The organism is Ramlibacter sp. PS4R-6 (assembly GCF_037572775.1).
Classification (GTDB): Bacteria; Pseudomonadota; Gammaproteobacteria; order Burkholderiales; family Burkholderiaceae_C; genus Ramlibacter.
Genome location: NZ_JBBHKA010000001.1, coordinates 3,001,122 through 3,026,680, shown reverse-complemented (window position 1 = coordinate 3,026,680; position 25,559 = coordinate 3,001,122). Strand labels below are relative to the sequence as shown.

General features: G+C 68.7%; 28 protein-coding genes. 18 read left to right on the top strand and 10 right to left on the bottom strand.

The window, feature by feature from the left end:
- The first annotated feature begins 105 nt into the window (after positions 1 to 105).
- A complete protein-coding gene (gene hemN, locus WG903_RS15025; protein WP_340076830.1) occupies positions 106 to 1,479 on the top strand; it encodes an oxygen-independent coproporphyrinogen III oxidase in 1,374 nt (457 codons plus the stop codon).
- Positions 1,479 to 2,159 (top strand): sulfite exporter TauE/SafE family protein, encoded by a 681-nt coding sequence (locus WG903_RS15020; protein ID WP_340076828.1) that lies wholly within the window; start codon positions 1,479 to 1,481, stop codon positions 2,157 to 2,159. Before hemN ends, WG903_RS15020 begins: the two co-directional genes overlap by 1 nt.
- On the opposite strand, the gene WG903_RS15015 is transcribed toward WG903_RS15020, so the two are convergent.
- Complete coding sequence (locus tag WG903_RS15015; protein WP_340076826.1) at positions 2,156 to 3,508, bottom strand: MBL fold metallo-hydrolase; 1,353 nt, start codon at positions 3,506 to 3,508, stop codon at positions 2,156 to 2,158. The two genes, WG903_RS15020 and WG903_RS15015, sit on opposite strands and share 4 nt — an antisense overlap.
- 198 nt (positions 3,509 to 3,706) lie before the next feature.
- Between WG903_RS15015 and WG903_RS15010 the strand changes: the two genes are divergently transcribed.
- Positions 3,707 to 4,198: a hypothetical protein gene (locus WG903_RS15010; protein ID WP_340076824.1), complete on the top strand. Its 492-nt coding sequence runs from the start codon at positions 3,707 to 3,709 to the stop codon at positions 4,196 to 4,198.
- Positions 4,199 to 4,202: 4 nt separating this feature from the next.
- Here the strand turns inward: WG903_RS15010 and WG903_RS15005 are convergent, their stop codons facing one another.
- The 3 genes from WG903_RS15005 to WG903_RS14995 all read right to left on the bottom strand — a co-directional run bounded on the left by WG903_RS15005 (position 4,203) and on the right by WG903_RS14995 (position 7,046).
- Complete coding sequence (locus tag WG903_RS15005; protein ID WP_340076822.1) at positions 4,203 to 5,885, bottom strand: PhoH family protein; 1,683 nt, start codon at positions 5,883 to 5,885, stop codon at positions 4,203 to 4,205.
- A gap of 197 nt (positions 5,886 to 6,082) precedes the next feature.
- Positions 6,083 to 6,559: a peroxiredoxin gene (locus WG903_RS15000; RefSeq protein WP_340076819.1), complete on the bottom strand. Its 477-nt coding sequence runs from the start codon at positions 6,557 to 6,559 to the stop codon at positions 6,083 to 6,085.
- 79 nt (positions 6,560 to 6,638) lie between these two features.
- A complete protein-coding gene (locus tag WG903_RS14995) occupies positions 6,639 to 7,046 on the bottom strand; it encodes an Mth938-like domain-containing protein (RefSeq protein WP_340076817.1) in 408 nt (135 codons plus the stop codon).
- Positions 7,047 to 7,139: 93 nt separating this feature from the next.
- Between WG903_RS14995 and WG903_RS14990 the strand changes: the two genes are divergently transcribed.
- Genes WG903_RS14990 through WG903_RS14960 form a run of 7 tightly spaced genes read left to right on the top strand, consistent with a single transcriptional unit; the run spans position 7,140 to position 13,597 of the window.
- On the top strand, positions 7,140 to 8,366 hold the full coding sequence (locus WG903_RS14990) for a pyridoxal phosphate-dependent aminotransferase (protein WP_340076815.1): 1,227 nt from the start codon (positions 7,140 to 7,142) through the stop codon (positions 8,364 to 8,366).
- Between the two features lie 8 nt (positions 8,367 to 8,374).
- Positions 8,375 to 9,706 (top strand): homoserine dehydrogenase, encoded by a 1,332-nt coding sequence (locus WG903_RS14985; RefSeq protein WP_340078251.1) that lies wholly within the window; start codon positions 8,375 to 8,377, stop codon positions 9,704 to 9,706.
- Positions 9,706 to 11,100 (top strand): threonine synthase, encoded by a 1,395-nt coding sequence (gene thrC / locus WG903_RS14980; protein ID WP_340076813.1) that lies wholly within the window; start codon positions 9,706 to 9,708, stop codon positions 11,098 to 11,100. The genes WG903_RS14985 and thrC overlap by 1 nt, the downstream gene beginning before the upstream one ends.
- Positions 11,101 to 11,107: 7 nt before the next feature.
- On the top strand, positions 11,108 to 11,641 hold the full coding sequence (gene mobB / locus WG903_RS14975; RefSeq protein WP_340076811.1) for a molybdopterin-guanine dinucleotide biosynthesis protein B: 534 nt from the start codon (positions 11,108 to 11,110) through the stop codon (positions 11,639 to 11,641).
- A 17-nt stretch (positions 11,642 to 11,658) separates the two neighbouring features.
- Positions 11,659 to 12,879: a molybdopterin molybdotransferase MoeA gene (locus tag WG903_RS14970; RefSeq protein ID WP_340078250.1), complete on the top strand. Its 1,221-nt coding sequence runs from the start codon at positions 11,659 to 11,661 to the stop codon at positions 12,877 to 12,879.
- Positions 12,876 to 13,127, top strand: coding sequence for a molybdopterin converting factor subunit 1 (gene moaD / locus WG903_RS14965; protein ID WP_340076809.1), 252 nt, complete (start codon positions 12,876 to 12,878; stop codon positions 13,125 to 13,127). Before WG903_RS14970 ends, moaD begins: the two co-directional genes overlap by 4 nt.
- A gap of 2 nt (positions 13,128 to 13,129) precedes the next feature.
- On the top strand, positions 13,130 to 13,597 hold the full coding sequence (locus WG903_RS14960; RefSeq protein WP_340076807.1) for a molybdenum cofactor biosynthesis protein MoaE: 468 nt from the start codon (positions 13,130 to 13,132) through the stop codon (positions 13,595 to 13,597).
- Positions 13,598 to 13,639: 42 nt separating this feature from the next.
- Here the strand turns inward: WG903_RS14960 and WG903_RS14955 are convergent, their stop codons facing one another.
- Positions 13,640 to 14,131 (bottom strand): MarR family winged helix-turn-helix transcriptional regulator, encoded by a 492-nt coding sequence (locus WG903_RS14955; RefSeq protein ID WP_340076805.1) that lies wholly within the window; start codon positions 14,129 to 14,131, stop codon positions 13,640 to 13,642.
- A gap of 86 nt (positions 14,132 to 14,217) precedes the next feature.
- Here WG903_RS14955 and WG903_RS14950 point away from each other — a divergent pair, with 86 nt between their 5' ends.
- On the top strand, positions 14,218 to 15,204 hold the full coding sequence (locus tag WG903_RS14950) for a tripartite tricarboxylate transporter substrate binding protein (protein ID WP_340076803.1): 987 nt from the start codon (positions 14,218 to 14,220) through the stop codon (positions 15,202 to 15,204).
- A 3-nt stretch (positions 15,205 to 15,207) separates the two neighbouring features.
- Positions 15,208 to 16,437, top strand: coding sequence for a flavin-dependent oxidoreductase (locus WG903_RS14945; protein WP_340076800.1), 1,230 nt, complete (start codon positions 15,208 to 15,210; stop codon positions 16,435 to 16,437).
- Positions 16,438 to 16,441: 4 nt separating this feature from the next.
- On the opposite strand, the gene WG903_RS14940 is transcribed toward WG903_RS14945, so the two are convergent.
- A complete protein-coding gene (locus WG903_RS14940; RefSeq protein ID WP_340076797.1) occupies positions 16,442 to 17,014 on the bottom strand; it encodes a hypothetical protein in 573 nt (190 codons plus the stop codon).
- Between the two features lie 93 nt (positions 17,015 to 17,107).
- Here WG903_RS14940 and clpB point away from each other — a divergent pair, with 93 nt between their 5' ends.
- Together clpB and WG903_RS14930 are read left to right on the top strand one after the other, a co-directional pair.
- Positions 17,108 to 19,738 carry an ATP-dependent chaperone ClpB gene (gene clpB / locus WG903_RS14935; RefSeq protein WP_340076794.1) on the top strand — a complete coding sequence of 877 codons (2,631 nt, stop codon included), beginning with the start codon at positions 17,108 to 17,110 and terminating at the stop codon, positions 19,736 to 19,738.
- Between the two features lie 34 nt (positions 19,739 to 19,772).
- Positions 19,773 to 20,198, top strand: coding sequence for an ester cyclase (locus WG903_RS14930; protein ID WP_340076791.1), 426 nt, complete (start codon positions 19,773 to 19,775; stop codon positions 20,196 to 20,198).
- A gap of 3 nt (positions 20,199 to 20,201) precedes the next feature.
- Here the strand turns inward: WG903_RS14930 and WG903_RS14925 are convergent, their stop codons facing one another.
- Entirely contained in the window at positions 20,202 to 20,999 is a 798-nt protein-coding gene (locus WG903_RS14925; RefSeq protein ID WP_340076788.1) for a glycoside hydrolase family 16 protein, read from the bottom strand.
- A gap of 88 nt (positions 21,000 to 21,087) precedes the next feature.
- Positions 21,088 to 21,744 (bottom strand): peroxiredoxin, encoded by a 657-nt coding sequence (locus WG903_RS14920; RefSeq protein ID WP_340076786.1) that lies wholly within the window; start codon positions 21,742 to 21,744, stop codon positions 21,088 to 21,090.
- Positions 21,745 to 21,843: 99 nt separating this feature from the next.
- Here WG903_RS14920 and WG903_RS14915 point away from each other — a divergent pair, with 99 nt between their 5' ends.
- The 4 genes from WG903_RS14915 (at position 21,844) to WG903_RS14900 (ending at position 24,271) form a co-directional block, all read left to right on the top strand.
- Positions 21,844 to 22,758: an extracellular catalytic domain type 1 short-chain-length polyhydroxyalkanoate depolymerase gene (locus WG903_RS14915; protein WP_340076783.1), complete on the top strand. Its 915-nt coding sequence runs from the start codon at positions 21,844 to 21,846 to the stop codon at positions 22,756 to 22,758.
- The gene (gene acuI, locus WG903_RS14910) at positions 22,755 to 23,738 is read left to right on the top strand and encodes an acrylyl-CoA reductase (NADPH) (protein ID WP_340076781.1); all 984 of its coding nucleotides are present in this window, start codon (positions 22,755 to 22,757) and stop codon (positions 23,736 to 23,738) included. Before WG903_RS14915 ends, acuI begins: the two co-directional genes overlap by 4 nt.
- A 97-nt stretch (positions 23,739 to 23,835) precedes the next feature.
- Entirely contained in the window at positions 23,836 to 24,087 is a 252-nt protein-coding gene (locus WG903_RS14905) for a hypothetical protein (protein ID WP_340076779.1), read from the top strand.
- Between the two features lie 46 nt (positions 24,088 to 24,133).
- Positions 24,134 to 24,271 (top strand): DUF3096 domain-containing protein, encoded by a 138-nt coding sequence (locus tag WG903_RS14900; RefSeq protein WP_340076777.1) that lies wholly within the window; start codon positions 24,134 to 24,136, stop codon positions 24,269 to 24,271.
- Here the strand turns inward: WG903_RS14900 and WG903_RS14895 are convergent.
- Together WG903_RS14895 and WG903_RS14890 are read right to left on the bottom strand one after the other, a co-directional pair.
- A complete protein-coding gene (locus WG903_RS14895) occupies positions 24,268 to 25,047 on the bottom strand; it encodes an SDR family oxidoreductase (protein WP_340076775.1) in 780 nt (259 codons plus the stop codon). The genes WG903_RS14900 and WG903_RS14895 overlap by 4 nt on opposite strands.
- Before the next feature lie 68 nt (positions 25,048 to 25,115).
- Positions 25,116 to 25,523 (bottom strand): J domain-containing protein, encoded by a 408-nt coding sequence (locus tag WG903_RS14890; RefSeq protein WP_340076773.1) that lies wholly within the window; start codon positions 25,521 to 25,523, stop codon positions 25,116 to 25,118.
- Positions 25,524 to 25,559: the final 36 nt, after the last annotated feature.

Here is a 25,559-nt window from a genome sequence, read left to right as displayed (position 1 = left end):
CGAAGGATAGTCCTTTCCCCTTATCCCCGCTGTCAGCAGCGGCGATCCGGCGGGGGTTGATTCACGTCAACGGAGCAGGGCCGCGCCGCAGGCAAAGTAGCCCGCATGCTTCCCGCCGCCCCCGAGATCCTGCGCCGCTTCGACATCCCCGGGCCACGCTACACCTCCTATCCCACCGCCGACCGGTTCGTGGAGGCGTTCGGCCCGGCCGACCTGCAGTCCGCGCTCGACGCCCGGCGGCAGGGCCCCGCCGCGCCGCTGTCGCTGTACGTGCACATCCCGTTCTGCGAGCAGCTTTGCTACTACTGCGCGTGCAACAAGATCATCACGAAGAAGCACGAGCGCGGCGCGCTGTACCTGCAGGCCCTGGCGCGCGAGGCCGACCTGTACACGGCGCAGCTGGGCGCCGGCCAGGCCGTCACGCAATTGCACCTGGGCGGCGGCACGCCCACGTTCCTGTCCGACGAGGAGCTCTCGGCGCTCATGGCCCTGCTGGGGCGCAGCTTCCGGCTCGTGCCCGGCGGCGAGCACTCGATCGAGATCGACCCGCGCACCGTCGACCTGAAACGCCTGGCGCACATCGCGGCGCTCGGCTTCAACCGCATCAGTTTCGGCGTGCAGGACTTCGACCCCGAGGTGCAGCAGGCCGTCCACCGCATCCAGCCTTTCGGGCAGGTGGAGCAACTGATGGTGGCGGCGCGGGCCATCGGCTTCGACTCGATCAACGTCGACCTGATTTACGGGCTGCCGAAGCAGACTCCCGGATCGTTCGCGCGCACGCTCGCGCAGGTGGCGCAACTGCGGCCCGACCGCATCGCGCTCTACGGCTATGCGCACCTGCCCGAGCGCTTCAAGCCGCAGCGGCGCATCCATTCCGCCGACCTGCCCGGCGGCGCCGACAAGCTCGGCATGCTGTCGCAGGCGCTGCAGGCGTTCGAGGCCGCGGGCTACGTCTACGTCGGCATGGACCACTTCGCGTTGCCCAACGACGCGCTCGCGGTCGCCAAGCGCCAGGGCCGGCTGCACCGCAACTTCCAGGGCTACAGCACGCAGCCCGATTGCGACCTCGTCGGCCTGGGCGTGTCCGCCATCAGCCGCATCGGCGCCACCTACAGCCAGAACGCGAAAACACTGGACGAATACACGGACCACCTCGACCAGGGGCGCCTGCCCGTCGCACGCGGCCTTGCGTTGTCGCGCGACGACCTGGCGCGGCGCGCCGTGATCATGGGCCTGATGTGCCAGGGGCAGTTGCTGTTCGAGTCGATCGAGCAGGCGTGGCTGCTGCAGTTCCAGGAGTACTTCGAGCCCGAGCTGGAGCGCCTGCGCGATTACGAGGCCATGGGGCTCGTCGAAGTGGACGCCAACGGCATCCAGGTGACGGCCAGCGGCTGGTACGTGGTGCGCGCGATCGCGATGGTGTTCGACCGCTACATCGCGGCCGACCGCAACCGCGCGAAGTTCTCGCGGATCCTCTGATGTCGGCAACGCTCGCGGCCACGGCACTCGTCATGGGCCTCGCGGGCGGGCCGCACTGCACGGCGATGTGCGGCGCGGCGTGCGCCGGCGTGGTCCGCTTCGGCAAGCAACCGAAGTTCGCGCCGTGGGTTTTCCAGGCGGGGCGGCTGGCCGGCTACTCGGCGGCCGGCGCGGTCGCCGCGGAAACGGTGCAGGGCTTCGCGTGGCTGGCGTCGCAGACGGCCGCCTTGCGGCCCGTGTGGACGCTGTTCCACCTGGCCGTGCTGGCATGGGGGCTGATGCTGCTCACGCTGGCGCGCCAACCCATGTGGGTGGGCGAAGCGGGCCGCGCGGCGTGGGCGCGCATGCGGCCCGTCGCCGGCACGCGCGGCGGGTTGTTCACGGCCGGCGCGCTGTGGGCGCTGATGCCGTGCGGCCTGCTCTACTCGGCGCTGCTCGTCGCGTCGCTGAGCGGCGGCGCGCTGGATGGCGCACTGTCGATGGCGCTCTTCGCGCTCGGCAGCGGCGCCTGGCTCGCGGCGGCGCCGCGCCTGCTGGCGAAGCTGCGCGAACGCGCCAACCACGCACGGCAGGACTGGGGCACGCGCATCTCCGGCCTGCTGCTCTCCATCGCCGCGGTGTTCGCGCTGTGGGTGGACCTGGCCCACCGCGTGGCGCAGTGGTGCGGGCTGGCGCCCTAGAGCTCCTCCGACTGCAGGTAATAGGGCACCTCGCAGCGCCACTTCAGTTCGCGCTCGATGCGCAGCCGCATCGCGTCGGCCGCCGCCGGCTCGCCATGCGTGATGAAGGTGCGCCGCGGCGCCTGGCTGAACGAGCGCAGCCACTGCACGATCTCGCCGCCGTCCGCATGCGCCGACAAGTCGTCCAGCTGGACCACTTCGGCCCGCACCGGGACGTCCTGCCCGTGGATGCGCACGGTTCGCGCCCCGGCGGCCAGGGCCGCGCCGCGGGTGCCGCCGGCCTGGTAGCCCGCCAGCACGATCGCGTTGCGGCGGTCGGGCGCGAACGCCTTCAGGTGATGCACCACGCGCCCGCCGGTGGCCATGCCGCTGGCCGCGACGATCACCATGGGGCCCTTGCGTGCGTTCAGGCGCTCGGATTCCTCGGGTGTCTGGACGATCCGCGCCACTTCGCGCACGGCCCGGCACTCCTCCGCGGCGAGCCGCAGGTCCTCCCCGTGCTTCCAGTACACCTCCATCGCGTTGGCCGCCATCGGGCTGTTGAGGAAGACCGGCACGTCCGGGATGCGTCCGTCGCGCTTGAGCCGGGCGATGCAGTAGAGCAGGCTCTGGGCCCGGCCCACCGCGAATGCCGGGATCACCACCACGCCGCCGCGGGCCGCCGTCCGGTTGACGACGTCGGCGAGGTGTTCGAACGGCTCGGAGGGTTCGTGGTCGCGGTCGCCGTACGTCGATTCGACCACCAGGTAGTCGGCCCCGGCCACGGCCGCCGGCGGCTTGAGCACCAGGTCGTTGGGCCGCCCGATGTCGCCGGAAAAGAGGATGGAAGCCTGCCCATCCGCGATGCGCACGAAGGTGGAGCCCACCATGTGCCCCGAGCGGGCCAGCTGCAGCGAGAGGCCCGGCGCGATGTCGGCTGAGGAGCCACGGACGGGCCGGAAGCGATCGAGGCAGCGCACGGCGTCGTCGCGTGTGTAGAGGGGCAGGGCGGGATCGTGTTTCGACAGCTTGTGCCGGTTGGCGTATTGCGCCTCTTCCTCCTGCAGCCACCCCGAGTCGGGCAGCATGATCCGGCACAGGTCGAACGTGGCCTCGCTGCACAGCACCGGGCCGCGAAAGCCGTTGCGCACCAGCAGCGGCAGGTACCCGCTGTGGTCGATGTGCGCGTGCGTGAGCACCACGGCGTCGATCTGCTGCGGCGCCAGCGGCAGCGGCGCCCAGTTGCGCACGCGCAGCGACTTGTAGCCCTGGAACAGGCCGCAGTCCACCAGCACGCGCCGGCCCTGCGTCTCCAGCAGGTATTTCGAGCCCGTGACGGTCTCCGTGGCCCCGAGGAAAGTGATACGCATGCCCCACTGTGCGGCCGTGCGCGTGCGGCCCATTTGATCCACGTCACGCGCGCGTGCAGGCCATTCGCCTTAGGCACGCCCCCTAAGCCCCCCGGCTCTTTCACCTAGTGGCGGCGAGCCATCGCCCTAAGGCGGGGGTCCTTGCGAAACCCAGACTTCATCCATCGCAACACGGTCACTTTCGCAAGGAGCAAGGACATGTTCAAGAAGCTGGGCGCCGCGGCGCTGATCTCCCTCGCAGTCGCTTCCCAAGCGCAAGCCGGTGAAGTGGAAGCCTACAGCGGCATCACCGCCGACGCCGTGAGCACGGGCCTGGCCCTGTCGGCCCCGGGCATCGGCGAACTGAACCCGCTCGGCTGGGCGACGGTGCCCCTGCGCATCATGATGGTCCAGCATGCCAAGTCCCTCCCGCAGGAAGAAGGCCGGCCCATGATGCAGAGCATCGAAGCGGGCGGCTGGGGCGCGGCGGCGAACAACCTGCTGGTGCTGGCCGGCGCCAGCTCCATCGCGGCCCCCATCGTCGGCCTGGCCGTCGGTTACGCGATCTGGAAGAAGGGCGAGCCCGAGCGCGAGTTCTGGGCCATCTGCACCGCGCAGAAGAAGGTGCACCCCCAGCTGAAGTGCGACATCGACTCCGGCAAGGCCGTGGTGGCCCAGGCCGCCGCGACGCCGGAAACCGGCGCCAACTGAGCGCCTAGAGGACTTCGCTCGCGAAATCCGCCAATCGCGAGCGTTCCCCGCGGGCCAGCGTGATGTGCCCGCTGTGCGGCCAGCCCTTGAACTTGTCGACGGCGAAGGTCAGGCCCGAGGAGCCTTCCGTCAGGTAGGGCGTGTCGATCTGCGCGAGGTTGCCCATGCAGATCATCTTGGTGCCCGGGCCGGCACGCGTGATTAGCGCCTTCATCTGCTTGGGCGTGAGGTTCTGGGCCTCGTCGATGATCACGTACTTGTTCAGGAACGTCCGCCCGCGCATGAAGTTCATGCTCTTGATCTTGATGCGGCTGCGGATCAGCTCGTTGGTGGCCGCGCGGCCCCATTCGCCGGCGCCCTGGTCGGTCTTGGCGAGCACTTCCAGGTTGTCGTCCAGCGCGCCCATCCACGGGCCCATCTTCTCCTCTTCCGTTCCCGGCAGGAAACCGATGTCCTCGCCCATGCTCACGGTGGCGCGGGTCATGATGATCTCGGTGTAGCGGCGGTCGTCGAGCACCTGCGTCAGGCCGGCGGCCAGCGCCATCAGCGTCTTGCCGGTGCCGGCGGTGCCCGTGAGCGTCACGAAGTCCACTTCCGGGTCCATCAGCAGGTTCATCGCGAAGTTCTGCTCGCGGTTGCGCGTGGTGACGCCCCACACGGCGTTCTTCAGGTGGCCGTAGTCCTTCAGCGTCTTGAGCACCGCGGTCTTGCCGCGGATCTCGGTGACGCGCGCGTACAGGCTCGGCTCGCCGGGCGACTCGAAGTACACGAACTGGTTGATCAGCAGCGACGGCACGATGGGGCCGGTGATCCGGTAGAAGGTGTGCTGGCCGCTCTGCCAGCTTTCCACCGTCTTGCCGTGCTTGGCCCAGAAGTCGTTGGGCAGGGCGAGCGAGCCGGCATAGAGCAGGTCGACGTCGTCCAGCGTCTTGTCGTTCTGGTAGTCGTCGGTGTCCAGGCCCAGCGCGCGCGCCTTGACGCGCATGTTGATGTCCTTGGACACCAGCACCACTTCGCGCGGGGCGTGCACCTCGCGCAGCGCCTGCACCACGCCGAGGATCTGGTTGTCGGCCTTGCCTTGCGGCAGGCTGGGCGGCAGGTGGTGGGCCAGCGCCTGGGTCTGGAAGAACAGGCAGCCGCGCGCTTCCGGGTGGCCGGTGGACTCGAGCTTCAGGCCCGAGGCGATGTCGGCGCCCTTGGCGGCCGCCAGCGCATCGAGCGAGCGGCTGGCCTGGCGGGCGTTGCGCGCCACTTCGGTCGTGCCCTTCTTGTGGCCGTCCAGCTCCTCCAGCACGATCATCGGCAGGAAGATGTCGTGCTCCTCGAAGCGGAACAGGCTCATGGGGTCGTGCATCAGGACGTTGGTGTCCAGCACGAACAGCTTCTTGGGGCCCGTGGGCTTGGCGGCCTTGCGCACGGGCTTGCTCGCCGGCTGCATGGCACGGCGTACCGCCGTCTGGGCCTCCCCGTAGCTTTCGGGCACGTCGCGCAGCAGCGCCTCGGCGTGCGGCTCGCCACCGCCCGCGCCGCCGCGGGGGTCGAAATCCAGGACGACGGGCCGCTCAGCCAGCGGCGCGTCGTGCGAGCCTTCCGCTTTTCGCGCCTTGTGCGAGGGCCGGGCCGGTGAATCGTAGGCTTGCGGCGGGAGCATGGCGGCGCGCTTCGTGGGGGCGGGAGGCAGTGGCATGGGGGTGGGATTTCCCTGTCGAGGTGTCCAAGAAACGAAAAAGCCGCCCGGAGACCTCGGCGGCTTGATCGACTACAGCAGTGACGGCGCGCAGCGCCTGGATCAACAGCATGGGGCCATTATCCACAGGGGCCCCGGCGCGGCAATGTCAGATCGCGCCTTGTTGTGTCAATGCATCAGGCCTACGGAAAGCGCCCTCAGGCGGCCTTCTTCAGGAGCTTGACGGCCTTGAGGACCTCGTCCACGTGGCCCGGCACCTTCAGGCCGCGCCATTCCTGCTTGAGGATGCCGTCGGCGCCGATCAGGAAGGTGGAGCGCTCGATGCCCTTCACCTTCTTGCCGTACATGATCTTGTTCTTGACCACGCCGAACATGTGGCACATCTTCTCTTCGGTGTCGGCGATCAGCTCGAAGGGCAGCTCGAGCTTGGACTTGAAGTCCTCGTGCGACTTCATGTTGTCGCGCGACACGCCGAACACGGTGGCGCCGGCCTTCACGAAGTCCTTGTACTTGTCGCGGAACTGCATGGCCTCGGTCGTGCAGCCCGGGGTGTTGTCCTTGGGGTAGAAGTACAGCACGAGCACCTGGCCCAGGTGGGTGCTGTTCGTGACCTTGATGCCGCCCGTGGCGTTGGCTTCGAACTCGGGGATGGGCTTGTTGACTACGATCGCCATGGGTCTCGCTTCGATTTTTGGATGGACAGCCCGCGGGTGGGCTTTGGAACGTGCCTCGCCCTTCGGCGAGTATTTGATTTTACCCCGAAACAGTACCCCCTTGCTGCTGAGGCACCTGGGCTTCCAGCAGCAGCGCGACGGCGACTCGGCGGCCCTCCTGCGCGAGGATGTTGTAGGTCCGGCAGGCCGCCGCGGTGTCCATGGTTTCCAGCCCGACGTGCGCGTCGATCAATGGCTTGAGCCACACCGGCTTCGGGAAGCGGATGCGGTCGCCACTGCCGAAAAGCGCCACTTCCGCGCCCACTTTCGCGAGCTGTTCGAAGTGCTCGGGGCCGAGGTCCTCGAAGCGCGAAGCCTTCCACTCGATGCGCTCGCCCGTCGAGGCCACGATGACGCTGTGCGTGATCTTTTCCCCGTTGACGCCGACCCAGCCCGGGCCGTAGCCGCTGATCGCCTGGACGTCGAAGGAATCGGGCTGGAGTTTCATGGGGGAATGCGGTGCATGTTGCGCTGCGGGAATCGCAGCGGAACTATGGTCAAATTGTACTTTTCTCCCCGTAAAAGCCTTCCAGGAGGGGCTTTGAAGACCGTCCACAAATCCGCTAAGCTGGCCAACGTCCTCTACGACATCCGCGGTCCCATCATGGACGCCGCGCGTCGCATGGAAGACGAGGGGCACAAGATCATCCGGCTGAACATCGGCAACCTGGCCGTGTTCGGCTTCGATGCCCCCGAGGAGATCCAGCAGGACATGGCGCGCAACCTCGCCGCCTCGTCGGGCTACTCGGACAGCAAGGGCATCTTCTCGGCCCGCAAGGCCGTGATGCACGAAACCCAGAAGCAGGGCATCAAGGGCGTCACGCTGGACGACATCTACCTCGGCAATGGCGCCAGCGAGCTGATCGCCATGGCCACCAACGCACTGCTCGACGACGGCGACGAGCTGCTCCTGCCCACGCCCGACTACCCGCTGTGGACTGCGTGCACCAGCCTGTCGGGCGGCAAGCCCGTGCACTACATGTGCGACGAGGCCAACGGCTGGATGCCGGACCTCGACGACATCCGCAAGAAGATCACGCCGCGCACCAAGGGCATCGTCGTCATCAACCCGAACAACCCGACGGGCGCGCAGTACTCGCGCGAGCTCCTCGAGGAGATCGTCGCCATCGCGCGCCGGCACGGGCTGGTGATCCTGGCCGACGAGGTCTACGACAAGGTGCTCTACGACGACGTGAAGCACGTGCCGATGGCCAGCCTGTCGGACGACGTGCTCACGCTCACGTTCAATTCGCTGTCCAAGAGCTACCGCTCGTGCGGCTACCGCGCGGGCTGGGTCGTCGTGACCGGCGACAGGAAGATGGCCGCCGACTACATCGAAGGCCTGAACATGCTCACGAACATGCGCCTGTGCGCCAACGTGCCGGGCCAGTACGCGATCCAGACGGCGCTGGGCGGCTACCAGAGCATCGACGACCTCGTGAAGGAAGGCGGCCGGCTGCGCCGCCAGCGCGACCTGGCCTACGAGCTGATCACGGCCATCCCCGGCGTGACGTGCGTGAAGCCGAGCGCGGCCCTGTACATGTTCCCGCGCCTGGACCCGAAGGTCTACCCGATCCAGGACGACCGCCAGTTCTTCCTGGAGCTGCTGCAGGAGACGCGCGTGATGCTCGTGCAGGGCACGGGCTTCAACTGGCCGCGGCCGGATCATTTCCGCATCGTGTTCCTCCCGCACGAGGACGACCTGAGGGAGGCCATCGGCCGCATCGCCCGGTTCCTCGAGACCTACCGCAAGAAGCATTCGCAATGAGCGCGAACCTGAAACCCATCCAGGCCGGCCTGTTCGGCATCGGCACCGTCGGCAGCGGCGTGTTCAACGTCCTCGCGCGCAACCAGGCGGAGATCAAGCGCCGCGCCGGCCGCGGCATCGAGATCACGATGGTGGCGGACCTCGACACGGCCCGCGCCGAGAAGGTCACCGGCGGCAAGGCCAAGGTGGTGAGCGACGCGCGCGCCATCATCGCCAACCCCGACATCGACATCGTCATCGAGCTGATCGGCGGCTACGGCATCGCCAAGCAGCTGGTGATGGAAGCCATCGCGGCGGGCAAGCACGTGGTCACGGCCAACAAGGCGCTGCTGGCCGTGCACGGCACGGAGATCTTCGAGGCCGCCCACAAGCGCGGCGTGATGGTCGCGTTCGAAGCGGCGGTGGCCGGCGGCATCCCCATCATCAAGGCGCTGCGCGAGGGCCTGACGGCCAACAGCATCGAGTGGATCGCCGGGATCATCAACGGCACCACCAACTTCATCCTGTCCGAGATGCGCGACAAGGGCCTGGACTTCGACGCGGCCCTGAAGGACGCGCAGAGGCTGGGCTACGCGGAGGCCGACCCCACCTTCGACATCGAAGGCGTGGACGCCGCGCACAAGGCGACGATCATGAGCGCCATCGCCTTCGGTATCCCGGTGCAGTTCGACAAGGCCTACGTCGAGGGCATCACCAAGCTGGGCGCGCAGGACATCCGCTACGCCGAGCAGCTGGGCTACCGCATCAAGCTGCTGGGCATCACCAAGCGCGTGAAAAACGGCGTGGAGCTGCGCGTGCATCCCTCGCTGGTGCCGGCCAAGCGCCTGATCGCCAACGTCGAAGGCGCGATGAATGCGGTGGTCGTGCAGGCCGATGCCGTCGGCACCACCCTGTACTACGGCAAGGGCGCGGGCAGCGAGCCGACGGCCAGCGCCGTCATCGCCGACCTCGTGGACATCACGCGCCTGCACACGGCCGACGCCGCGCACCGCGTGCCGCACCTCGCTTTCCAGCCCGACCAGATGAGCGCCACGCCGGTGCTGCCCATGAGCGAGGTCGTCACGAGTTATTACCTGCGCCTGCGGGTGGCCGACCAGGCCGGCGTGCTCGCCAAGGTGACGGGCCTGCTTGCCGCGGCCGGCATCAGCATCGACGCGATGCTGCAGCGACCGACCGGCGAAGTGCAGGACGCCGCCAAGCAGGCCGTCCCGCAGACCGACCTGATCATCCTGACGCACAACGTGCGCGAAGGCACGATGAACGAGGTGATCGCGCAGATGCAGGCGCTGCCCACCGTGCTGGCGCCCATCGTGCGCATCCGCAAGGAAGAACTGGCCTGATGCTGTACGTCTCGACGCGGGGCCATGCGGACCGCAAGCATTTCAGCGAGATCCTGCTCGAGGGCCTCGCGCCCGACGGCGGCCTGTACCTGCCCGAGAGCTACCCGAAGGTCGATGCGGCCACGCTCGCGAAGTGGCGCCCGCTTTCGTACCCGCAGCTCGCCTTCGAGGTCCTGTCGCTCTACATCGACGACATCCCCGCCGCGGACCTGAAGCGGATCTGCGAGAAGACCTACACGCCCGCCGTGTTCGGCACGAAGGAGATCGTGCCGCTCAAGAAGCTGGAAGAGGGCGTGTACCTCGAGGCGCTCTCCAACGGCCCGACGCTCGCCTTCAAGGACATGGCGATGCAGCTGCTGGGCAACCTGTTCGAGTACGAGCTGGCGCGCCGCGGCGAGGAGCTGAACATCCTGGGCGCGACGTCCGGAGACACCGGCAGCGCCGCCGAGTACGCGATGAAGGGCAAGAAGGGCGTGCGCGTCTTCATGACCTCGCCCAACGGCCGCATGAGCCCGTTCCAGCAGGCGCAGATGTTCAGCCTGCAGGACGCCAACATCCACAACCTCGCGATCGAAGGCGTCTTCGACGACTGCCAGGACATCGTGAAGGCCGTGTCGAACGACCTCGCGTTCAAGCGCAAGTACCGCATCGGCACCGTGAACTCGATCAACTGGGCGCGGCTGGTGGCGCAGGTCGTCTACTACTTCGCGGGCTACTTCCAGGCGACGAAGGCAAACGGCGAGCGCGTGAGCTTCGCCGTGCCGTCGGGCAACTTCGGCAACATCTGCGCCGGCCACGTGGCGCGCATGATGGGCCTGCCGATCGACAAGCTCGTGCTCGCGACCAACGAAAACGACGTGCTGGACGAGTTCTTCCGCACCGGCGTGTACCGCGTGCGCGGCAGCGCCGACACGCACGAGACGTCCAGCCCCTCGATGGACATCAGCAAGGCGAGCAACTTCGAGCGCTTCGTGTTCGACCTGGTGGGCCGCGATGGCGCGAAGGTGAAAAAGCTCTTCGCCGAGGACTTGCCGGCGAAAGGGCAGTTCGAACTGGCGCGCGACGCGAAATTCGGCTTCGTCTCGGGCAAGAGCACGCACGCCGACCGCCTGGCGACCATCCGCGACACCTACGAGCGCTTCGGCATCATGATCGACACGCACACGGCCGACGGCCTGAAGGTCGCGCGGCAATACGTGCAGCCGGGCATCCCGATGGTCGTGCTGGAGACGGCGCTGCCGATCAAGTTCGCCGCGACCATCGTCGAGGCGCTGGGCCGCGAGCCCGAGCGCCCCGCGAAGTTCGAGGGCATCGAGAAGCTGCCGCGGCGCGTCACGGTGCTGCCGGCCGACGCGAAGACGGTCCAGGAATACATCGCCGCGCATTGCGCGTGAGGTCCCGATGAAGGTTGTCGGTTTCGCGGGCTTTTCGGGATCGGGCAAGACCACGCTGGTCGAAAAGCTCATCCCCGCGCTGAAGATGCGCGGGCAGCGCGTTTCCGTGGTGAAGCACGCGCACCACAAGTTCGACATCGACCATCCCGGCAAGGACACGCACCGGCACCGCGAGGCGGGCGCGTTCGAAGTGGTGGTGGCCTCGACGCAGCGCCTGGCCCTGATGCGCGAGTTCGAGCAGCCGGGGCAGATGACGGTGCACCAGCTCATCGCCGAGCTGTGGGACGGCGTCGACTGGGTGCTGGTCGAGGGCTTCAAGTCCAGCAACCTGCTCAAGATCGAGGTGTGGCGTGCCGATTCCGGCCAGCCCGCGCGCTACGCCGACGACGACTTCGTCGTGGCCATCGCCACCGACTCGCCCGGGCGCCTGCCGGAAGAAACCCTCAGGCCCGTCCTCGACCTGAACGACCCCGATGCGGTCGCGCAGTGGCTGGAGGACAATCGCGAACGTTTCGAATACGTTCCCGAGAAATACACGTGACGCTTGCGAAGCGAGCCATGGAGAGGACGGCGCTGCGTCCGCTGGAGGACGCGCTCGCACAACTGCTGGACCACGCGAAGCCGCTCGCCGGCAGCGAGCAGGTGTCGACCTTCGACGCCGACGGCCGCGTGCTCGCGCAGGAGCTGGTGTCGCCCCTGCAGGTGCCGCCGCAGGACAACAGCTCGATGGACGGCTATGCCGTGCGCATCGAGGAAATCCCCGACGAAGGCGTGAGCCTGCCGGTGAGCCAGCGCATTCCCGCCGGCAGCGCTGCGCAGCCGCTGCAGCCGCGCACCGCCGCGCGCATCTTCACCGGCGCCCCGGTGCCGCCCGGCGCCGACGCGATCGTGATGCAGGAAGACACCGAGGCCGACGGCGAGCGTGTGCGCATCCTGCGCGTGCCCGATCGCGGGCAGTGGATCCGGCGCAGCGGCGAGGACGTGACGCAGGGCAGCGTGGTGCTGGGCAAGGGCGAACGGCTCAACCCGGCGTCACTGGGCCTGGCGGCCAGCATCGGCTGCGACCGGCTCGAGGTTGCGCGCCGCCCGCGTGTGGCGCTGTTCTCGACTGGTGACGAGCTCGTCATGCCGGGCGCGGTGAAACCGGCCGACATGAAGCCGGGCGCGATCTACAACAGCAACCGCTTCTTCCTGCGCGCCTTGCTGCTGCGCCTGGGCTGCGAAGTGAGCGACCTCGGCATCGTGCCCGACCGCCGCGACGCCACCGTCGATGCGCTCGCGCGCGCGGCGCAGTCGCACGACCTGATCCTCACCAGCGGCGGCGTGTCCGTCGGCGAGGAGGACCACATCAAGCCCGCCGTGCAGTCGCTGGGCACGCTCGACCTGTGGCAGATCGCCATGAAGCCCGGCAAGCCCTTCGCCTACGGCCGTGTGAAGGACGCGCACTTCATCGGGCTGCCGGGCAACCCGGTGTCGAGCTTCGTCACTTTCCTGCTGCTGGTGCGGCCCTTCCTGCTGAAGCTGCAGGGCGCGACGCGGCTCGCGCCCAAGGCCCTCCGGCTGCAGGCGCACTTCGCCCTGCCGCGCGCCGACAAGCGCCGCGAGTTCCTGCGCGCGCGCCGCAATGCGGAAGGTGGCGTCGAACTGTTTCCGAACCAGAGTTCCGGCGTGCTCACGTCGGCCGTGTGGGCCGAAGGCCTGGTCGACAACCCGGCGGGCACCACGATCGCGCGCGGCGATGCGGTGTCGTTCCTGCCGCTGGCGGAGCTGCTCGCATGAAGGTCACCGTGAAGTACTTCGCCTCGATCCGCGAAGCCGTGGGGCAGGGCGCCGAGAGCGTGGAAACGAAAGCCGCAACGGTCGGCGCGCTGCGCGACGAGCTCATCGCCCGCGGCGGTGCCTACGCGCAGGCCCTGGCGCGCGGCAAGCTTGTCCGCATCGCGACCGACCAGGTGATGACGGCCGAGGACGCGGCCCTGCGCGAAGGCGGCGAGGTCGCCTTCTTCCCGCCCGTGACCGGGGGTTGACCATGGCCGCCGCCCGCGTCGCCATCCAGCACGAAGACTTCGACCTCGCGAAGGAATGCGCGGCCCTGCGCGCGGGCGATGCGCGCGTGGGCGCCGTCTGCAGCTTCGTGGGCACCGTGCGCGGCGAAGGCGTGAGCGCCATGGAGCTGGAGCACTACCCCGGCATGACCGAGAGGGCCATCGAGGCCATGGTGGACGAGGCGCACCGCCGCTTCGACCTCTTCGGCGTGCGCATCATCCACCGCGTGGGCGCGCTGAAGCCGGGCGACCAGATCGTGATGGTGGCGGTGACCTCGGCGCACCGGCACCAGAGCTTCCTGGCGTGCGAGTTCCTGATGGACTACCTGAAGACGCAGGCGCCGTTCTGGAAGAAGGAGCACACGGCGCAAGGCGCGCAGTGGGTGGACGCGCGCAGCAGCGACGACGAAGCGCTCAAGCGCTGGGGCATCGAGGTGACGAACTCACGCTAGTGAGTCCGTCATCCCGGCGCAGGCCGGGACCCAGCGTCTTTCCTACCCGTGGCCCGGCGGGATGAACGCCGCGCGGGCGTCCTCCTCCAGCTCGCCGGTGAGCAGCTGCAGCAGCTCGATCAGCTGCTCCTGCTGGTCGCGCTTGAGCGGCCCGAGCAGGCGCTTGTAGGCGCGCTCGGCGGGCTTCTGCGCCTTGGCCAGCGTCGCCTCGCCTTCGCGCGTGAGCGTGACGCACATGTTGCGCTTGTTGTCGGGCGCGGGGCCGCGCTCGACCAGGCCGCGCGTCTCCAGGCCGCGCAGCACGCGCAACACCGTGACCTTGTCGAACCCCAGCGCGCGCGCCAGGCTCGACTGGCCCAGCCCCGGATGGGTCTTCAGCACCGTCAGCACGCCGAACTGGGCGGGCGTCAGGCCCAGGTCTCGGCACTCATCCTCGAACACCGCCGCCGAGATCTGGTGGGCGCGGCGCAGCAGGAAGCCCGGCCGGGCGTACAGGCGCGAGAGGCTGGCGGGCAGTTTGGCGGGCGGGGACACGGGTGGTTGCTCTTTCCGGGAACCCACGGATTGTGCCTTGGCCGGGGCTCGCCATAATGGTTAGCATACAACCGATGGGGAACGCCATGCCATCCACCCGCAGGCAAGCCGCCGCCTTCGTCCTGGGTTGCGCCGCCCTGGTGTCGGCCTTCGCGCAGCCCGCACCGTCGGCCAGCGCCGCCGGCGCCGCACCGCTGCGCCTCATCGTCCCGTTCACGCCCGGCACCGGCATCGACTTGATCGCACGCACGGTGGGACCCAAGCTGGCCGAGCGCCTGGGCCGCCCGGTGGTCGTCGACAACCGCGCCGGCGCCTCCGGCAACATCGGCACGGAGGCGGTCGTGCGTGCGGCCCCGAACGGCACGACGCTGCTGGTGTCGGTGAACACGCTCGTGATGAACCGCAGCCTGTACCCCAAGCTGCCCTTCGACCCCGTGAAGGACCTGGTGCCGGTGTCGCTCACGAGCTGGGGGCAACTGGTCCTTGTCGCGTCGCCGCGCACCAACTACACGTCGGCCGCGCAACTGGTCGCAGCCGCAAGGCAGCGGCCCGGTGCGATCAACTACGCGAGCCCCGGCGTCGGCACGCCGCACCACCTGTCGATGGAGCTGTTCAAGGCCACGAACCAGGTCTTCCTCACGCACATTCCCTACCGCGGCACCGCGCCCGCGGTGACGGACCTTCTGGGCGGGCAGGTCGACGTCGCGTTCCTGCCGATCCACGTGGCGCTGCCGCACATCAAGGCCGGCAAGCTGAACGCGCTGGCGATCGGCAGCGAGAAGCGCCACGCACTGCTGCCGCAGGTGCCGACGGTGGAGGAGGCGCGCGCGGGCAAGGTCAACGTGGACATGTGGTACGGCGTGTTCGCGCCGCCCGGTACGTCGCCCGACTTCGTCCAGCGGATCAACCGCGAGCTGCGCGAGATCCTCGCCGCCCCCGACGTGCGCACCGCCTTCGAGACGCAAGGCATGGACCCCGCGACGAGTTCGCCCGATGAATTCCGCCGCCTCGTCGAGCAGGATTCCGACCGCTGGGCGCGCCTGATCAAGGCGCAAGGCATCACGGCGGAGTAAGGCATGCGCATCGCGATCGTCGGCGGCGGCATCGGGGGCCTGGCCCTCGCGCTGTCCTTGCACCGCATGGGCGTAGCCTGCGACGTCTACGAATCCGTGCCCGAGGTGCGCGAGATCGGCGTGGGCATCACGCTGCTGCCGCACGCGATGCGCGAGCTGGCGCTGCTCGGCGTGCAGGAGGAGCTGGAAGCGGCCGGCATCGAGAACTACGAGAGCGTGTTCTGCAACCGCTGGGGGCAATTCATCTACCGCGAGCCGCGCGGCCGCCATGCGGGCTACTCGCTGCCGGAAGTGGGCCTGGCCCGCGGCAAGCTGCACGGCATCCTGTACCGCGCGGCGCTGGAGCGCCTCGGGCCCGCACACATCCACCTCGACCACCGCTGCGTCGGCGTCGAGCAGGATGCGAAGCACGCCATCCTGCGCTTCCACACCGCCGCGGGCGCGCCGCTCGCGCCCGTGCAGGCCGACGTGGCCGTGGCCTGCGACGGCGTCAATTCAACGGTGCGGCGAGGGTTCTACCCCGGCGAGAAGCTCGCGTTCGGCGGCATCAACACCTGGCGCGGCGTCACCGTGCACGCGCCCATCCTCACCGGCAAGAGCTACCTGCGCATCGGCTCCATCGACACCGGCAAGATGGTCATCTACCCGATCGCGGACGACGTGGACGGCCAGGGCAACCAGCTCGTGAACTGGGTGGCGGAGATCCGGCGCGAAGGCGCCGCGATGAACGACTGGAACCAGCCGGGCCGCCCCGAGGACGTGATCCGCTTCTTCGAGGACTGGCGCTTCGACTGGCTGGACGTGCCGCAGCTCATCCGCTCGGCCCAGAGCATCTTCGAGTACCCGATGGTGGACCGCGACCCGGTGGCGCGCTGGACGTTCGGGCGCGTCACGCTGCTGGGCGATGCGGCGCACCCGATGTACCCGCGTGGCTCCAACGGCTCCGCGCAAGCACTGATCGACGCGCGCGTGCTGGCCCAGCTGCTGCGCGAGCAGGCGGATCCCGTTGCGGCGCTGGCCGAATACGAGAAGCTCCGCCTCGCCCCCACGTCCAAGATCGTCGAGACCAACCGCACGGTGCCGCCCGACTACATCATCATGAAGGTCGACGAGCTCACCGGCGGCCAGCCGTTCGACAAGCTCGAGGACGTGATCAGCGCCGAGGAGCTGCGCAAGCTCTCGGACGAGTACAAGGAGATCGCGGGCTTCTCGCTGGGCGCCCTGAAGGGTTGAGCGCCTACTGCAGGTAGCGCGGCTTGCGCTTGCCGTCGCCTTCCTCGGCCGCTTCCTCCACCGCCGCCGGCGGCGTGAACGGCTCCAGCCACTGCGAGCGCGTGAGCGCCTGTTCCAGCAGGTGGATCAGGCCCTGCATGAGCTTGGGGTCCATCTCCACCTGGAAGTTGCGCGGCTCCTTCTTCCTCGGCAGGCGCTCGTTGAACACCAGGCGCAGGCGGCCGTTGGGCAGGGGCGAGGCGTCCACGTCGGTCACCAGCACGGGCTTGGGCCCCAGCGGCAGTACGGCCTGGTTCTCGTCGTAGGGCGTGTCGAAGTCGGCCTCCTGCAGGAACTGCTCCTTGCGGAAGTCGGCCAGCATCTTCTTGAGCCCGTCGTCGGCGCTTTCCAGCGTGCTGCCGGCGGCTTCGAGCTTGAGCAGGTGCTGGGTGAGCAGCCTTGTCAGCAGCGGCCAGAGGCCTACCATCAGGCGCCGGGTGAGCCACAGCCGCACCTCTTCCGCGGCGGAGGTGTTGATCCGCACGAAGATGCGGTCCTGCTCCGCCTGGTAGTTGACCGACAGCTGGTGGATTTTCATTGCACTTTCGATTCTAGTCAGGCCACGTCTTCTTACATTCCCCCTTGAAAGACCGGGGGAAGGCCTAAGCTGGTGATGCATACGGAGCAACCCATGCGTCTGGACAAACTGACCACGAAATTCCAGGAAGCCCTGGGCGAAGCGCAGAGCCTCGCCCTGGCCAACGACCACGCTTACATCGAGCCGCCCCACCTGCTGGTGGCCATGCTGCGCCAGGAAGACGGCCCCAGGGCCCTCTTGCAGCGCGCGGGCGTCAACGTGCCCGGCCTGCTGGCCTCGGCCGAAGCCGCCATGCACAAGTTGCCGCAGGTGGAGGGCCAGGAGCAGGTGCAGGTCGGCCGCGACCTCGTCACGCTGCTGCAGGCCGCGGAGAAGGAGAGCATCAAGCGCGGCGACCAGTACATCGCCAGCGAGCTGTTCCTGCTGGCGGTGGCCGACAGCAAGCAGGACATCGCCCGCATCGCGCGCGAGAACGGCCTCACGCGCAAGTCGCTCGAGTCGGCCGTCGACGCCGTGCGCGGCGGCGAGAAGGTGAACGACCCCTCGGCCGAAGGCAAGCGCCAGGCGCTGGAGAAATACACCATCGACCTGACCGAGCGCGCGCGCTCCGGCAAGCTCGACCCCGTGATCGGCCGCGACGACGAGATCCGCCGCGCCATCCAGGTCCTGCAGCGCCGCACCAAGAACAACCCGGTGCTGATCGGCGAGCCCGGCGTGGGCAAGACGGCCATCGTCGAAGGCCTCGCCCAGCGCATCATCGCCGGCGAGGTGCCCGAGTCGCTCAAGAACAAGCGCGTGCTGTCGCTGGACATGGCGGCGCTGCTGGCGGGCGCCAAGTACCGCGGCGAGTTCGAGGAGCGCCTGAAGAACGTGCTGAACGAGCTCGCGAAGGACGAGGGCCAGACCATCGTCTTCATCGACGAGCTGCACACCATGGTGGGCGCGGGCAAGGCCGAAGGCGCGATGGACGCGGGCAACATGCTCAAGCCGGCGCTGGCGCGCGGCGAGCTGCATTGCGTCGGCGCCACCACGCTCGACGAATACCGCAAGTACATCGAAAAGGACGCCGCGCTGGAGCGCCGCTTCCAGAAGATTCTCGTCGGCGAGCCGAGCGTGGAGGCGACCATCGCCATCCTGCGCGGCCTGCAGGAGAAGTACGAGGTGCACCACGGCGTGGAGATCACCGACCCCGCGATCGTCGCGGCGGCCGAGCTCTCGCACCGCTACATCACGGACCGGTTCCTCCCCGACAAGGCGATCGACCTGATCGACGAGGCCGCCTCGAAGATCAAGATCGAGATCGATTCCAAGCCCGAGGCCATCGACCGGCTCGACCGCCGCCTCATCCAGCTGCAGATCGAGCGTGAGGCCGTGCGCAAGGAGAAGGACGAGTCGTCGAGGAAGCGCTTCGGCCTGATCGAGGACGAGATCAAGGCGCTGCAAAAGCAGATCGCCGACCTCGAGGAAATCTGGAAGTCCGAGAAGGCCACCGCGCAAGGCTCGGCGCAGATCAAGGAAGAGATCGACCGCATGCGCGGCCAGATCGAGGAGCTCACGCGCAAAGGCGACTTCAACAAGGTCGCCGAGCTGCAGTACGGCAAGCTGCCGGAGCTGGAGAAAAAGCTCAAGGACGCTCAGGCGCAGGAAAGCGGCAAGGCCAAGGCGGGCAAGCCGCAGCTGCTGCGCACGCAAGTCGGCGCCGAGGAAATCGCCGAGGTGGTCGCGCGCGCCACGGGCATCCCCGTGTCGAAGCTGATGCAGGGCGAGCGCGAGAAGCTGCTGCTGATGGAAGACCGCCTGCACCAGCGCGTGGTCGGCCAGGACGAGGCGATCAGCGCCGTGGCCAACGCCATCCGCCGCTCGCGCTCGGGCCTCTCGGACCCGAACCGGCCCACCGGCTCGTTCCTGTTCCTCGGCCCCACGGGCGTGGGCAAGACCGAGCTGTGCAAGGCGCTGGCGAACTTCCTGTTCGACAGCGAGGAGCACCTGGTGCGCATCGACATGAGCGAGTTCATGGAGAAGCATTCGGTGGCCCGCCTGATCGGCGCGCCCCCGGGCTACGTGGGCTACGAGGAGGGCGGCTACCTGACGGAAACCGTGCGCCGCAAGCCGTACAGCGTGATCCTGCTCGACGAGGTCGAGAAGGCGCACCACGACGTGTTCAACGTGCTGCTGCAGGTGCTGGACGACGGCCGCCTCACGGACGGCCAGGGCCGCACCGTGGACTTCAAGAACACGGTGATCGTCATGACCTCCAACATCGGCTCGCACCGCATCCAGGCGATGGCCGGCAGGCCGTACGAGGAAGTGAAGGACGCGGTGTGGGACGAGCTGAAGAACCACTTCCGGCCCGAGTTCCTCAACCGCATCGACGAGACGGTGGTGTTCCACGGCCTCGACGCGAAGCACATCGCGCAGATCGCGAAGATCCAGCTCAAGGTGCTGGAGCAGCGCCTCGCGAAGATCGACCTCGTGCTGCAGGTGTCGCCGAACTCGCTGGAGGAGCTCGCCAAGGTCGGCTTCGACCCGGTGTTCGGTGCGCGCCCGCTCAAGCGGGCGATCCAGCAACGCATCGAGAACCCGCTGTCCAAGGCGATCCTCGAAGGCCGCTTCCCGCCCAAGAGCGTGATCCAGGTGGACGTGGACCCGGTGCGCGATCCCGGCGTGTTCAAGTTCTCGGGCGGCGCGAAGGAATCGGCCTCTCGGGAAACCGCCGCGGCTTGAGGACCGGGCTGCCGCAGGCCCGTACACTGCGGCGGTGACCGACCTCAGCGCCGAAGCCATCGTCCGCAGCTACTACGACGCGCTCAATGCGCGCGACTACGCGCGCGCCGCCGGGCCCATCGCCGAGAACTGCGAGTGGCTGAACATGGCTTCCGGGAACGTCTTCCACGGCCCGGCCGCCATCGTCGCCGGGCTGCGCGAGTTCACGACGTCGTTCCCCGACTGGCACGTGGCGGTGGAGCGCGTGATCGGCGAGGGGCGTTACGTGGTGGTGGAGTGGCACACCACGGGGACGTTCCGCAACGACTTCCGCGGCCATGCGCCCAACGGCAAGCGCTTCTCGCGCCGCGGCTGCGCCGTGGCCGAGGTGGAAAGCGGCTGCATCGTGCGCTACCGCGACTACTACGACCGCGCCAGCCTCTTCGCGCAGCTGGACCTCATGGAGCTGTTCAAGCCCTGAGCGTCAGCGCCGCCGCGCCGTGAAGGTGAATTGCGTGACGACGATCTCGGCCTCCTGGGCGTCGGTGGGCGCCTGCCCCTGGAACAGCCAGAAGTTCATGTGCAGCGGCATCGCCTGCTGCGGCACCACCGCGGCCGCATTGCGCGGCGCGTAGTTCCAGGAAGCGACCTTGCGCTTGCCGTCCAGGGACTGGAAGGCGACCGACTTGGCCGACCACGTGAACTGGTGCGTCGATGCGCCGGTCGTGGACAAGGGATTCCAGGGATGGGTCGCCAGCGGCGTAGCGGCGGTGGCGGGCCACACTGTCCAGTTCCCGTGCTGCGGTTGCGCGCCGCCCCAGGTCGCGAACTCGATGTCGATCTCGTTCGTGCCGTCGGGGCCGACGTCCGGCGTGGGGTAGTTGAACAGGCCCAGCACGACGTTGTCGTCGAGGGCTTCGGGGTGCCCGGCGATCTTGAACTGGTAGGTGCCGAAGCCGAGCGCCTCGGTCGTGTACACCTCCGCCGCCGTCCACTGGCCCGCCTGCTGCGAGATCTTCAGGTGCAGCCAGCCGTTCCCGTCGACCCACACGTTCTGCGTGCTCCACGTGTTGGGTCCCGGCCCGCCAGCGCCGCTGCGCACCTGGAACGTGTGGCCGGAGAAGACGACCTGGTCGGCCCCGGGCGCCGACGGCACGGAGCCCGGCGTGACGGCCGGCGCCACAACCGCCGCTTGCGGCTCGAAGGCTTCTTCATCGGTGCCGCCGCCCCCGCAAGCGGCGAGTGCGAACGCGAGGGCCGTGGCGGACAGGCTGCGGTGCATGGCGCATTGGCTCATCCGTGGCTGACACCGTTCTGACCAAAGAAAAAGCCGACCGGGCGGTCGGCTTCACTCGCAAACGCGCGGCGCCTTATTGCGGCGGCTTGACGATGCGCAGGTAGGGCTTGGGCGCCTTCCAGCCTTGCGGGAAGAGCTTCTTCGCGTCCTCGTCGTTCACCGAGCCCGCGATGATCACGTCCTCGCCGGGTTTCCAGTTGGCGGGCGTAGCCACCTTGAACTTCGCGGTCATCTGCATCGAGTCGAGCACGCGCAGGATTTCGTCGAAGTTGCGGCCCGTGGTCATGGGGTACGTCAGCATCAGCTTGATCTTCTTGTCGGGGCCGACGATGAAGACCGAGCGCACCGTGGCGTTCGTCGCCGCCGTGCGCCCGTCCGACGCGGCTTCTTCCGCGGGCAGCATGTTGTACAGCTTGGCGACCTGCAGGTCGTTGTCCGCGATGATGGGGTAGTTCACCTTGGCGCCCTGCGTCTCCTCGATGTCGCCGAGCCAGCGCGAGTGGCTGTCCACCGGGTCCACCGACAGGCCGATGAGCTTGGCGTTGCGGCGCGTGAACTCCGGCTCGATGCGCGCCATGTAGCCCAGCTCGGTGGTGCACACGGGCGTGAAGTCCTTCGGGTGTGAGAACAGGATGGCCCACTTGTCGCCGATCCACTCGTGGAAGTCGACGGGGCCCTTCGTCGTGTTCGCCTTGAAATTGGGTGCGGTGTCGTTGATGCGCAGGGACATGGTGTGACCCTCCTGGAAATGTTCGGGAGTGCGAGCGTAGGACGAACGGGAAGGCCGGTCAAATCTATGCATATGAGCGCGATGCATTACGCTTTGGCCATGCTGCGTTCATGGACGATCACCCTGGTCCTGCTGGCTTGCAGCGCCTTCGCGCACGCCGGCGATTTCACCTTCACGCTCGAGCACGGCGGCCTGGCGCGCCAGTGGCGCGTGCACGTCCCCCAGAGCTACGACGCCTCGCGCGCCGCGCCGCTGCTCGTGGCCCTGCATGGGGGCGGCGGCAACATGGACCTGCAGGCGGACGAGTCGCTCTATCACCAGGTTTCCACCTCCGAGCGGGAAGGCGCGATCCTGGTGTTTCCCAACGGTTACAGCCGCATGCCCGGGGGCAAGCTGGCCACCTGGAACGCGGGCCGATGCTGCGCGGCGGCGCGCGACCGCAACGTGGACGACGTGGGCTTCATCCGCGCGGTGGTTGCCGATGCGCGCAGGCGCTGGAACATCGACGGCCGGCGGATCTTCGCGACCGGCATGTCCAACGGCGCGATGATGGCCTACCGGCTGGCATGCGACGCCGCCGATCTCTTCACCGCGATAGCCCCCGTGGCCGGCACCGACAACACCACCGGCTGCCGGCCCTCCCGCCCTGTAGCGGTGCTGCACATCCACGCCCGCGACGACAGCCACGTGCTCTTCGAAGGCGGCGCCGGGCCGGACTCGGCGCGCGCGTCGGCCGTGACCGACTACGTCTCGGTGCCGAAGACGGTGGAGAAATGGGCGGCGCTGGATGGCTGCAGCGCGCAGGTGCTGCGCGTCGTCGAGCGCCCGGGCGCGTCCTGCGACGCGCATCCGGCGTGCAGCGGGGGGACGAAGGTGCAGCTGTGCGTCACCGAGACGGGCGGCCACTCGTGGCCCGGGGGCGCGAAGGCGCGCCAGGGGCGATTGCCCGCGCCGTCGCAGGCGATTTCGGCGAATGACATCATGTGGGACTTCTTCCGCCAGGTTGCGCCATGAACCGCTTTGCCGCCCTCGTCCTCGACAAGAACCCCGAGTTTTCCGCGTCCGTGCGCGAGGTCGGCGACGACTTCCTGTCCGACGGTGACGTCACGCTCGACGTCGAGTACTCCACGCTGAACTACAAGGACGGCCTGGCCGTCACCAACCGCTCGCCGGTGGTGCGCAGCTGGCCGATGGTGGCCGGCATCGACGGCGCGGGCACGGTCGCGGCGAGCACGTCGCCGAAGTGGAAGGCCGGCGACCGCGTCGTGCTCAACGGTTTCGGCGTCGGCGAGACGCACAAGGGCTGCCTGGCGGGCCGCGCGCGCCTGAAGTCGGAGTGGCTGGTGCGCCTGCCGGACGCATTCACCGCGAAGCAGGCGATGGCGATCGGCACGGCGGGCTACACGGCGATGCTGTGCGTGCTGGCGCTGGAGCGGCATGGGCTCATGCCCGGCGACGGCGAGGTGCTGGTGACGGGCGCGACGGGCGGCGTCGGCTCGGTGGCGATCGCGCTGCTGGCGAAACTCGGGCATCGCGTCGCCGCGGCGACGGGCAAGGCCTCGGAAGAGGCGTACCTCACGTCGCTGGGCGCCGGGTCCATCATCGACCGCGCGGAGCTCGCCGCGCCCGGCAAGCCGCTGCAGAAGGAGCGCTGGTCGGCGGTGGTGGATGCGGTGGGCAGCCATACGCTCGCGAACGCCTGCGCGCAAACGCGCTACGGCGGCACCGTCGCCGCCTGCGGCCTGGCGCAAGGCATGGACTTCCCCGCCACCGTCGCGCCCTTCATCCTGCGCGGCGTCACGCTGGCCGGCATCGACAGCGTTATGGCGCCGCTGCCGCTGCGCGAGCAGGCCTGGTCGCGGCTGGCCCGCGACCTCGACCCGGCGAAGCTCGAGGCCATCACCACCGAAGTGCCGCTGGCGCAGGCTGTCGAGCAGGCACAGCGCCTCATGGCCGGGCAGGTGCGCGGGCGCATCGTCGTGCGCACGCGCTAAAACGCGCCTCCTGTAGCGCTCGCGCGGGAAAAGTTCCGCTTTCCCGGCTTCTCGCTTTCCCTCGTCGTCCGCGCAGGTCAGCGTGCGTTAAGGAAGCATGCTGGTCCACCGCGCCGACCTCTCCGCCGTCGAAAGGCACCACTTCGAGGAAGCGATCCGCGCCTCGGGGCGGGACCCGCGCGGCTTCAGCGCGGAGTCGTTCGAAACCACGCTCGTCGATTCGGGCGCGGTGCTGCGGCGCGTGCACGTCGTTGCCACTTCGGGCGCCGCGGCCCAGTACGAGGCGAGCGGCGGCGCCGACTGGACGGGCAAGTTCGCCCGCCATCTTGCATCGGGCATCTTCGGCTGAGCTCGCGCGCGGCGCATACTTCCTTCACTCGTCGAAGGGAGCCCGCATGAATTTCGTCGGACACATAGGCCCGGTCGCCGCGCTCATTGCCGGGGTGCTGATCCTGCTGATCCCGCGCCTGCTCAATTACATCGTCGCGATCTACCTGATCGTGGTCGGCGCGGTGGGCCTTTTCGGCCGCTAGGATTTCGGCTGCGTGTACGCGGAGGCCGCGTACACCTTCTGCATGCCGCCCAGCCAGCGGTCGTAGTCCTGGCCCTTGCGGCGGAAGTACTCCAGCACCTCGGGGTGGGGCAGCACGAGGAATTTCTCCTCGCGCATCGTCGCGACGACGTCGGCGGCCACCTGCTCGGCCGACAGCACGCCGTCCACGCTGGCCGAGCCCGTGCCGTTGGCCGTCATGTCGGTGGCCACCGATTGCGGGCACAGGCACGAGACGCGCAGGCCGCGGCGGCCATAGGCGATGCGCAGCCACTCGGCGATGGCCACGGCCGCATGCTTCGTGACGCCGTAGGGCGGCGACTCGACGATGTTCAGCAGGCCGGCCGCCGAAGCGGTGACCAGGAAGTAGCCTTCGCCGCGCTCGAGCATCTCCGGTACCACCGCGCGGGCGGCCCACACGTGCGCCATGCCGTGCACCTCCCACATCTTCTGCCACAGCGCGTCTTCCAGCGTGATGTCGCCGGGCGTGCCGAGGATGCCGGCATTGGAGATGAAGATGTCGACCTGGCCGTAGCGCTGGCGCGCCTGCGCCACCAGCGCCTGGATGTCGGCCTCGCGGCTCACGTCGCAGCGCACGGCCAGCCCGCCGAATTCCTTCGCCACGCCCTGCGCGCGCTCCAGGTTCAGGTCGGCGACGACGACGCCCTTGGCGCCGTCCTGCGCGAAGCGCTTCGAGATGGCCGCGCCGATGCCGCTCGCGCCGCCGGTGACCACGGCGACCTTTCCACGAATGTCCATGCGATTCCTCCAGTGCAGCCGCCAGTATGGGCGCTCGGGGGCGTGGCGCGAAGCCACGCACGCGACAGCTAGCGGGAAAACGCCTTGACGATGGGCGTGGCCGCCGAAGGCACGTAGTTGGTGTAGACCGAGACGCCCACGCACAGGCCGGACAAGGCCATGGTGGCGAACAGCAGGAACCACGGCCAGCGCGCGCCGTTGTCTTCCAGCCGCGCGATGAAGCTGGCCCGGGCCCGCTCGCGCGCGGCCCGGATGGCGTCGATGCGCTCGTCGTAGAGCGCGCGCTGCTCGGGGTCGGACAGCACCGCGTAGGCCGCGTTCAGCTCCGCCATGAGGCGGTGCGCGTCGACGTCGCCTGGCGCGTGGTCGGGGTGGTAGCGGCGGGCGAGCTGGCGGTAGGCGACGCGCACGCGGTCGGGCGCCGCGGTGCGTTCCACCTGCAGGACGTCGTAGTAGGTCAAGGCTCGCGCGCTCATCCGTGCTTTGCGTTGCTAGCGAAAGTGTAGCGGCGC

What these genes read in the sequence shown, in the direction of transcription:
- hemN (WP_340076830.1), top strand. Translation starts at nt 106, where the DNA reads ATGCTTCCCGCCGCCCCCGAGATCCTGCGCCGCTTCGACATCCCCGGG.
- WG903_RS15020 (WP_340076828.1), top strand. Translation starts at nt 1,479, where the DNA reads ATGTCGGCAACGCTCGCGGCCACGGCACTCGTCATGGGCCTCGCGGGC.
- WG903_RS15015 (WP_340076826.1), bottom strand. Translation starts at nt 3,508, where the DNA reads ATGCGTATCACTTTCCTCGGGGCCACGGAGACCGTCACGGGCTCGAAA.
- WG903_RS15010 (WP_340076824.1), top strand. Translation starts at nt 3,707, where the DNA reads ATGTTCAAGAAGCTGGGCGCCGCGGCGCTGATCTCCCTCGCAGTCGCT.
- WG903_RS15005 (WP_340076822.1), bottom strand. Translation starts at nt 5,885, where the DNA reads ATGCCACTGCCTCCCGCCCCCACGAAGCGCGCCGCCATGCTCCCGCCG.
- WG903_RS15000 (WP_340076819.1), bottom strand. Translation starts at nt 6,559, where the DNA reads ATGGCGATCGTAGTCAACAAGCCCATCCCCGAGTTCGAAGCCAACGCC.
- WG903_RS14995 (WP_340076817.1), bottom strand. Translation starts at nt 7,046, where the DNA reads ATGAAACTCCAGCCCGATTCCTTCGACGTCCAGGCGATCAGCGGCTAC.
- thrC (WP_340076813.1), top strand. Translation starts at nt 9,706, where the DNA reads ATGCTGTACGTCTCGACGCGGGGCCATGCGGACCGCAAGCATTTCAGC.
- mobB (WP_340076811.1), top strand. Translation starts at nt 11,108, where the DNA reads ATGAAGGTTGTCGGTTTCGCGGGCTTTTCGGGATCGGGCAAGACCACG.
- WG903_RS14970 (WP_340078250.1), top strand. Translation starts at nt 11,659, where the DNA reads ATGGAGAGGACGGCGCTGCGTCCGCTGGAGGACGCGCTCGCACAACTG.
- moaD (WP_340076809.1), top strand. Translation starts at nt 12,876, where the DNA reads ATGAAGGTCACCGTGAAGTACTTCGCCTCGATCCGCGAAGCCGTGGGG.
- WG903_RS14960 (WP_340076807.1), top strand. Translation starts at nt 13,130, where the DNA reads ATGGCCGCCGCCCGCGTCGCCATCCAGCACGAAGACTTCGACCTCGCG.
- WG903_RS14950 (WP_340076803.1), top strand. Translation starts at nt 14,218, where the DNA reads ATGCCATCCACCCGCAGGCAAGCCGCCGCCTTCGTCCTGGGTTGCGCC.
- WG903_RS14945 (WP_340076800.1), top strand. Translation starts at nt 15,208, where the DNA reads ATGCGCATCGCGATCGTCGGCGGCGGCATCGGGGGCCTGGCCCTCGCG.
- WG903_RS14940 (WP_340076797.1), bottom strand. Translation starts at nt 17,014, where the DNA reads ATGAAAATCCACCAGCTGTCGGTCAACTACCAGGCGGAGCAGGACCGC.
- clpB (WP_340076794.1), top strand. Translation starts at nt 17,108, where the DNA reads ATGCGTCTGGACAAACTGACCACGAAATTCCAGGAAGCCCTGGGCGAA.
- WG903_RS14925 (WP_340076788.1), bottom strand. Translation starts at nt 20,999, where the DNA reads ATGCACCGCAGCCTGTCCGCCACGGCCCTCGCGTTCGCACTCGCCGCT.
- WG903_RS14920 (WP_340076786.1), bottom strand. Translation starts at nt 21,744, where the DNA reads ATGTCCCTGCGCATCAACGACACCGCACCCAATTTCAAGGCGAACACG.
- WG903_RS14915 (WP_340076783.1), top strand. Translation starts at nt 21,844, where the DNA reads ATGCTGCGTTCATGGACGATCACCCTGGTCCTGCTGGCTTGCAGCGCC.
- acuI (WP_340076781.1), top strand. Translation starts at nt 22,755, where the DNA reads ATGAACCGCTTTGCCGCCCTCGTCCTCGACAAGAACCCCGAGTTTTCC.
- WG903_RS14905 (WP_340076779.1), top strand. Translation starts at nt 23,836, where the DNA reads ATGCTGGTCCACCGCGCCGACCTCTCCGCCGTCGAAAGGCACCACTTC.
- WG903_RS14900 (WP_340076777.1), top strand. Translation starts at nt 24,134, where the DNA reads ATGAATTTCGTCGGACACATAGGCCCGGTCGCCGCGCTCATTGCCGGG.
- WG903_RS14895 (WP_340076775.1), bottom strand. Translation starts at nt 25,047, where the DNA reads ATGGACATTCGTGGAAAGGTCGCCGTGGTCACCGGCGGCGCGAGCGGC.
- WG903_RS14890 (WP_340076773.1), bottom strand. Translation starts at nt 25,523, where the DNA reads ATGAGCGCGCGAGCCTTGACCTACTACGACGTCCTGCAGGTGGAACGC.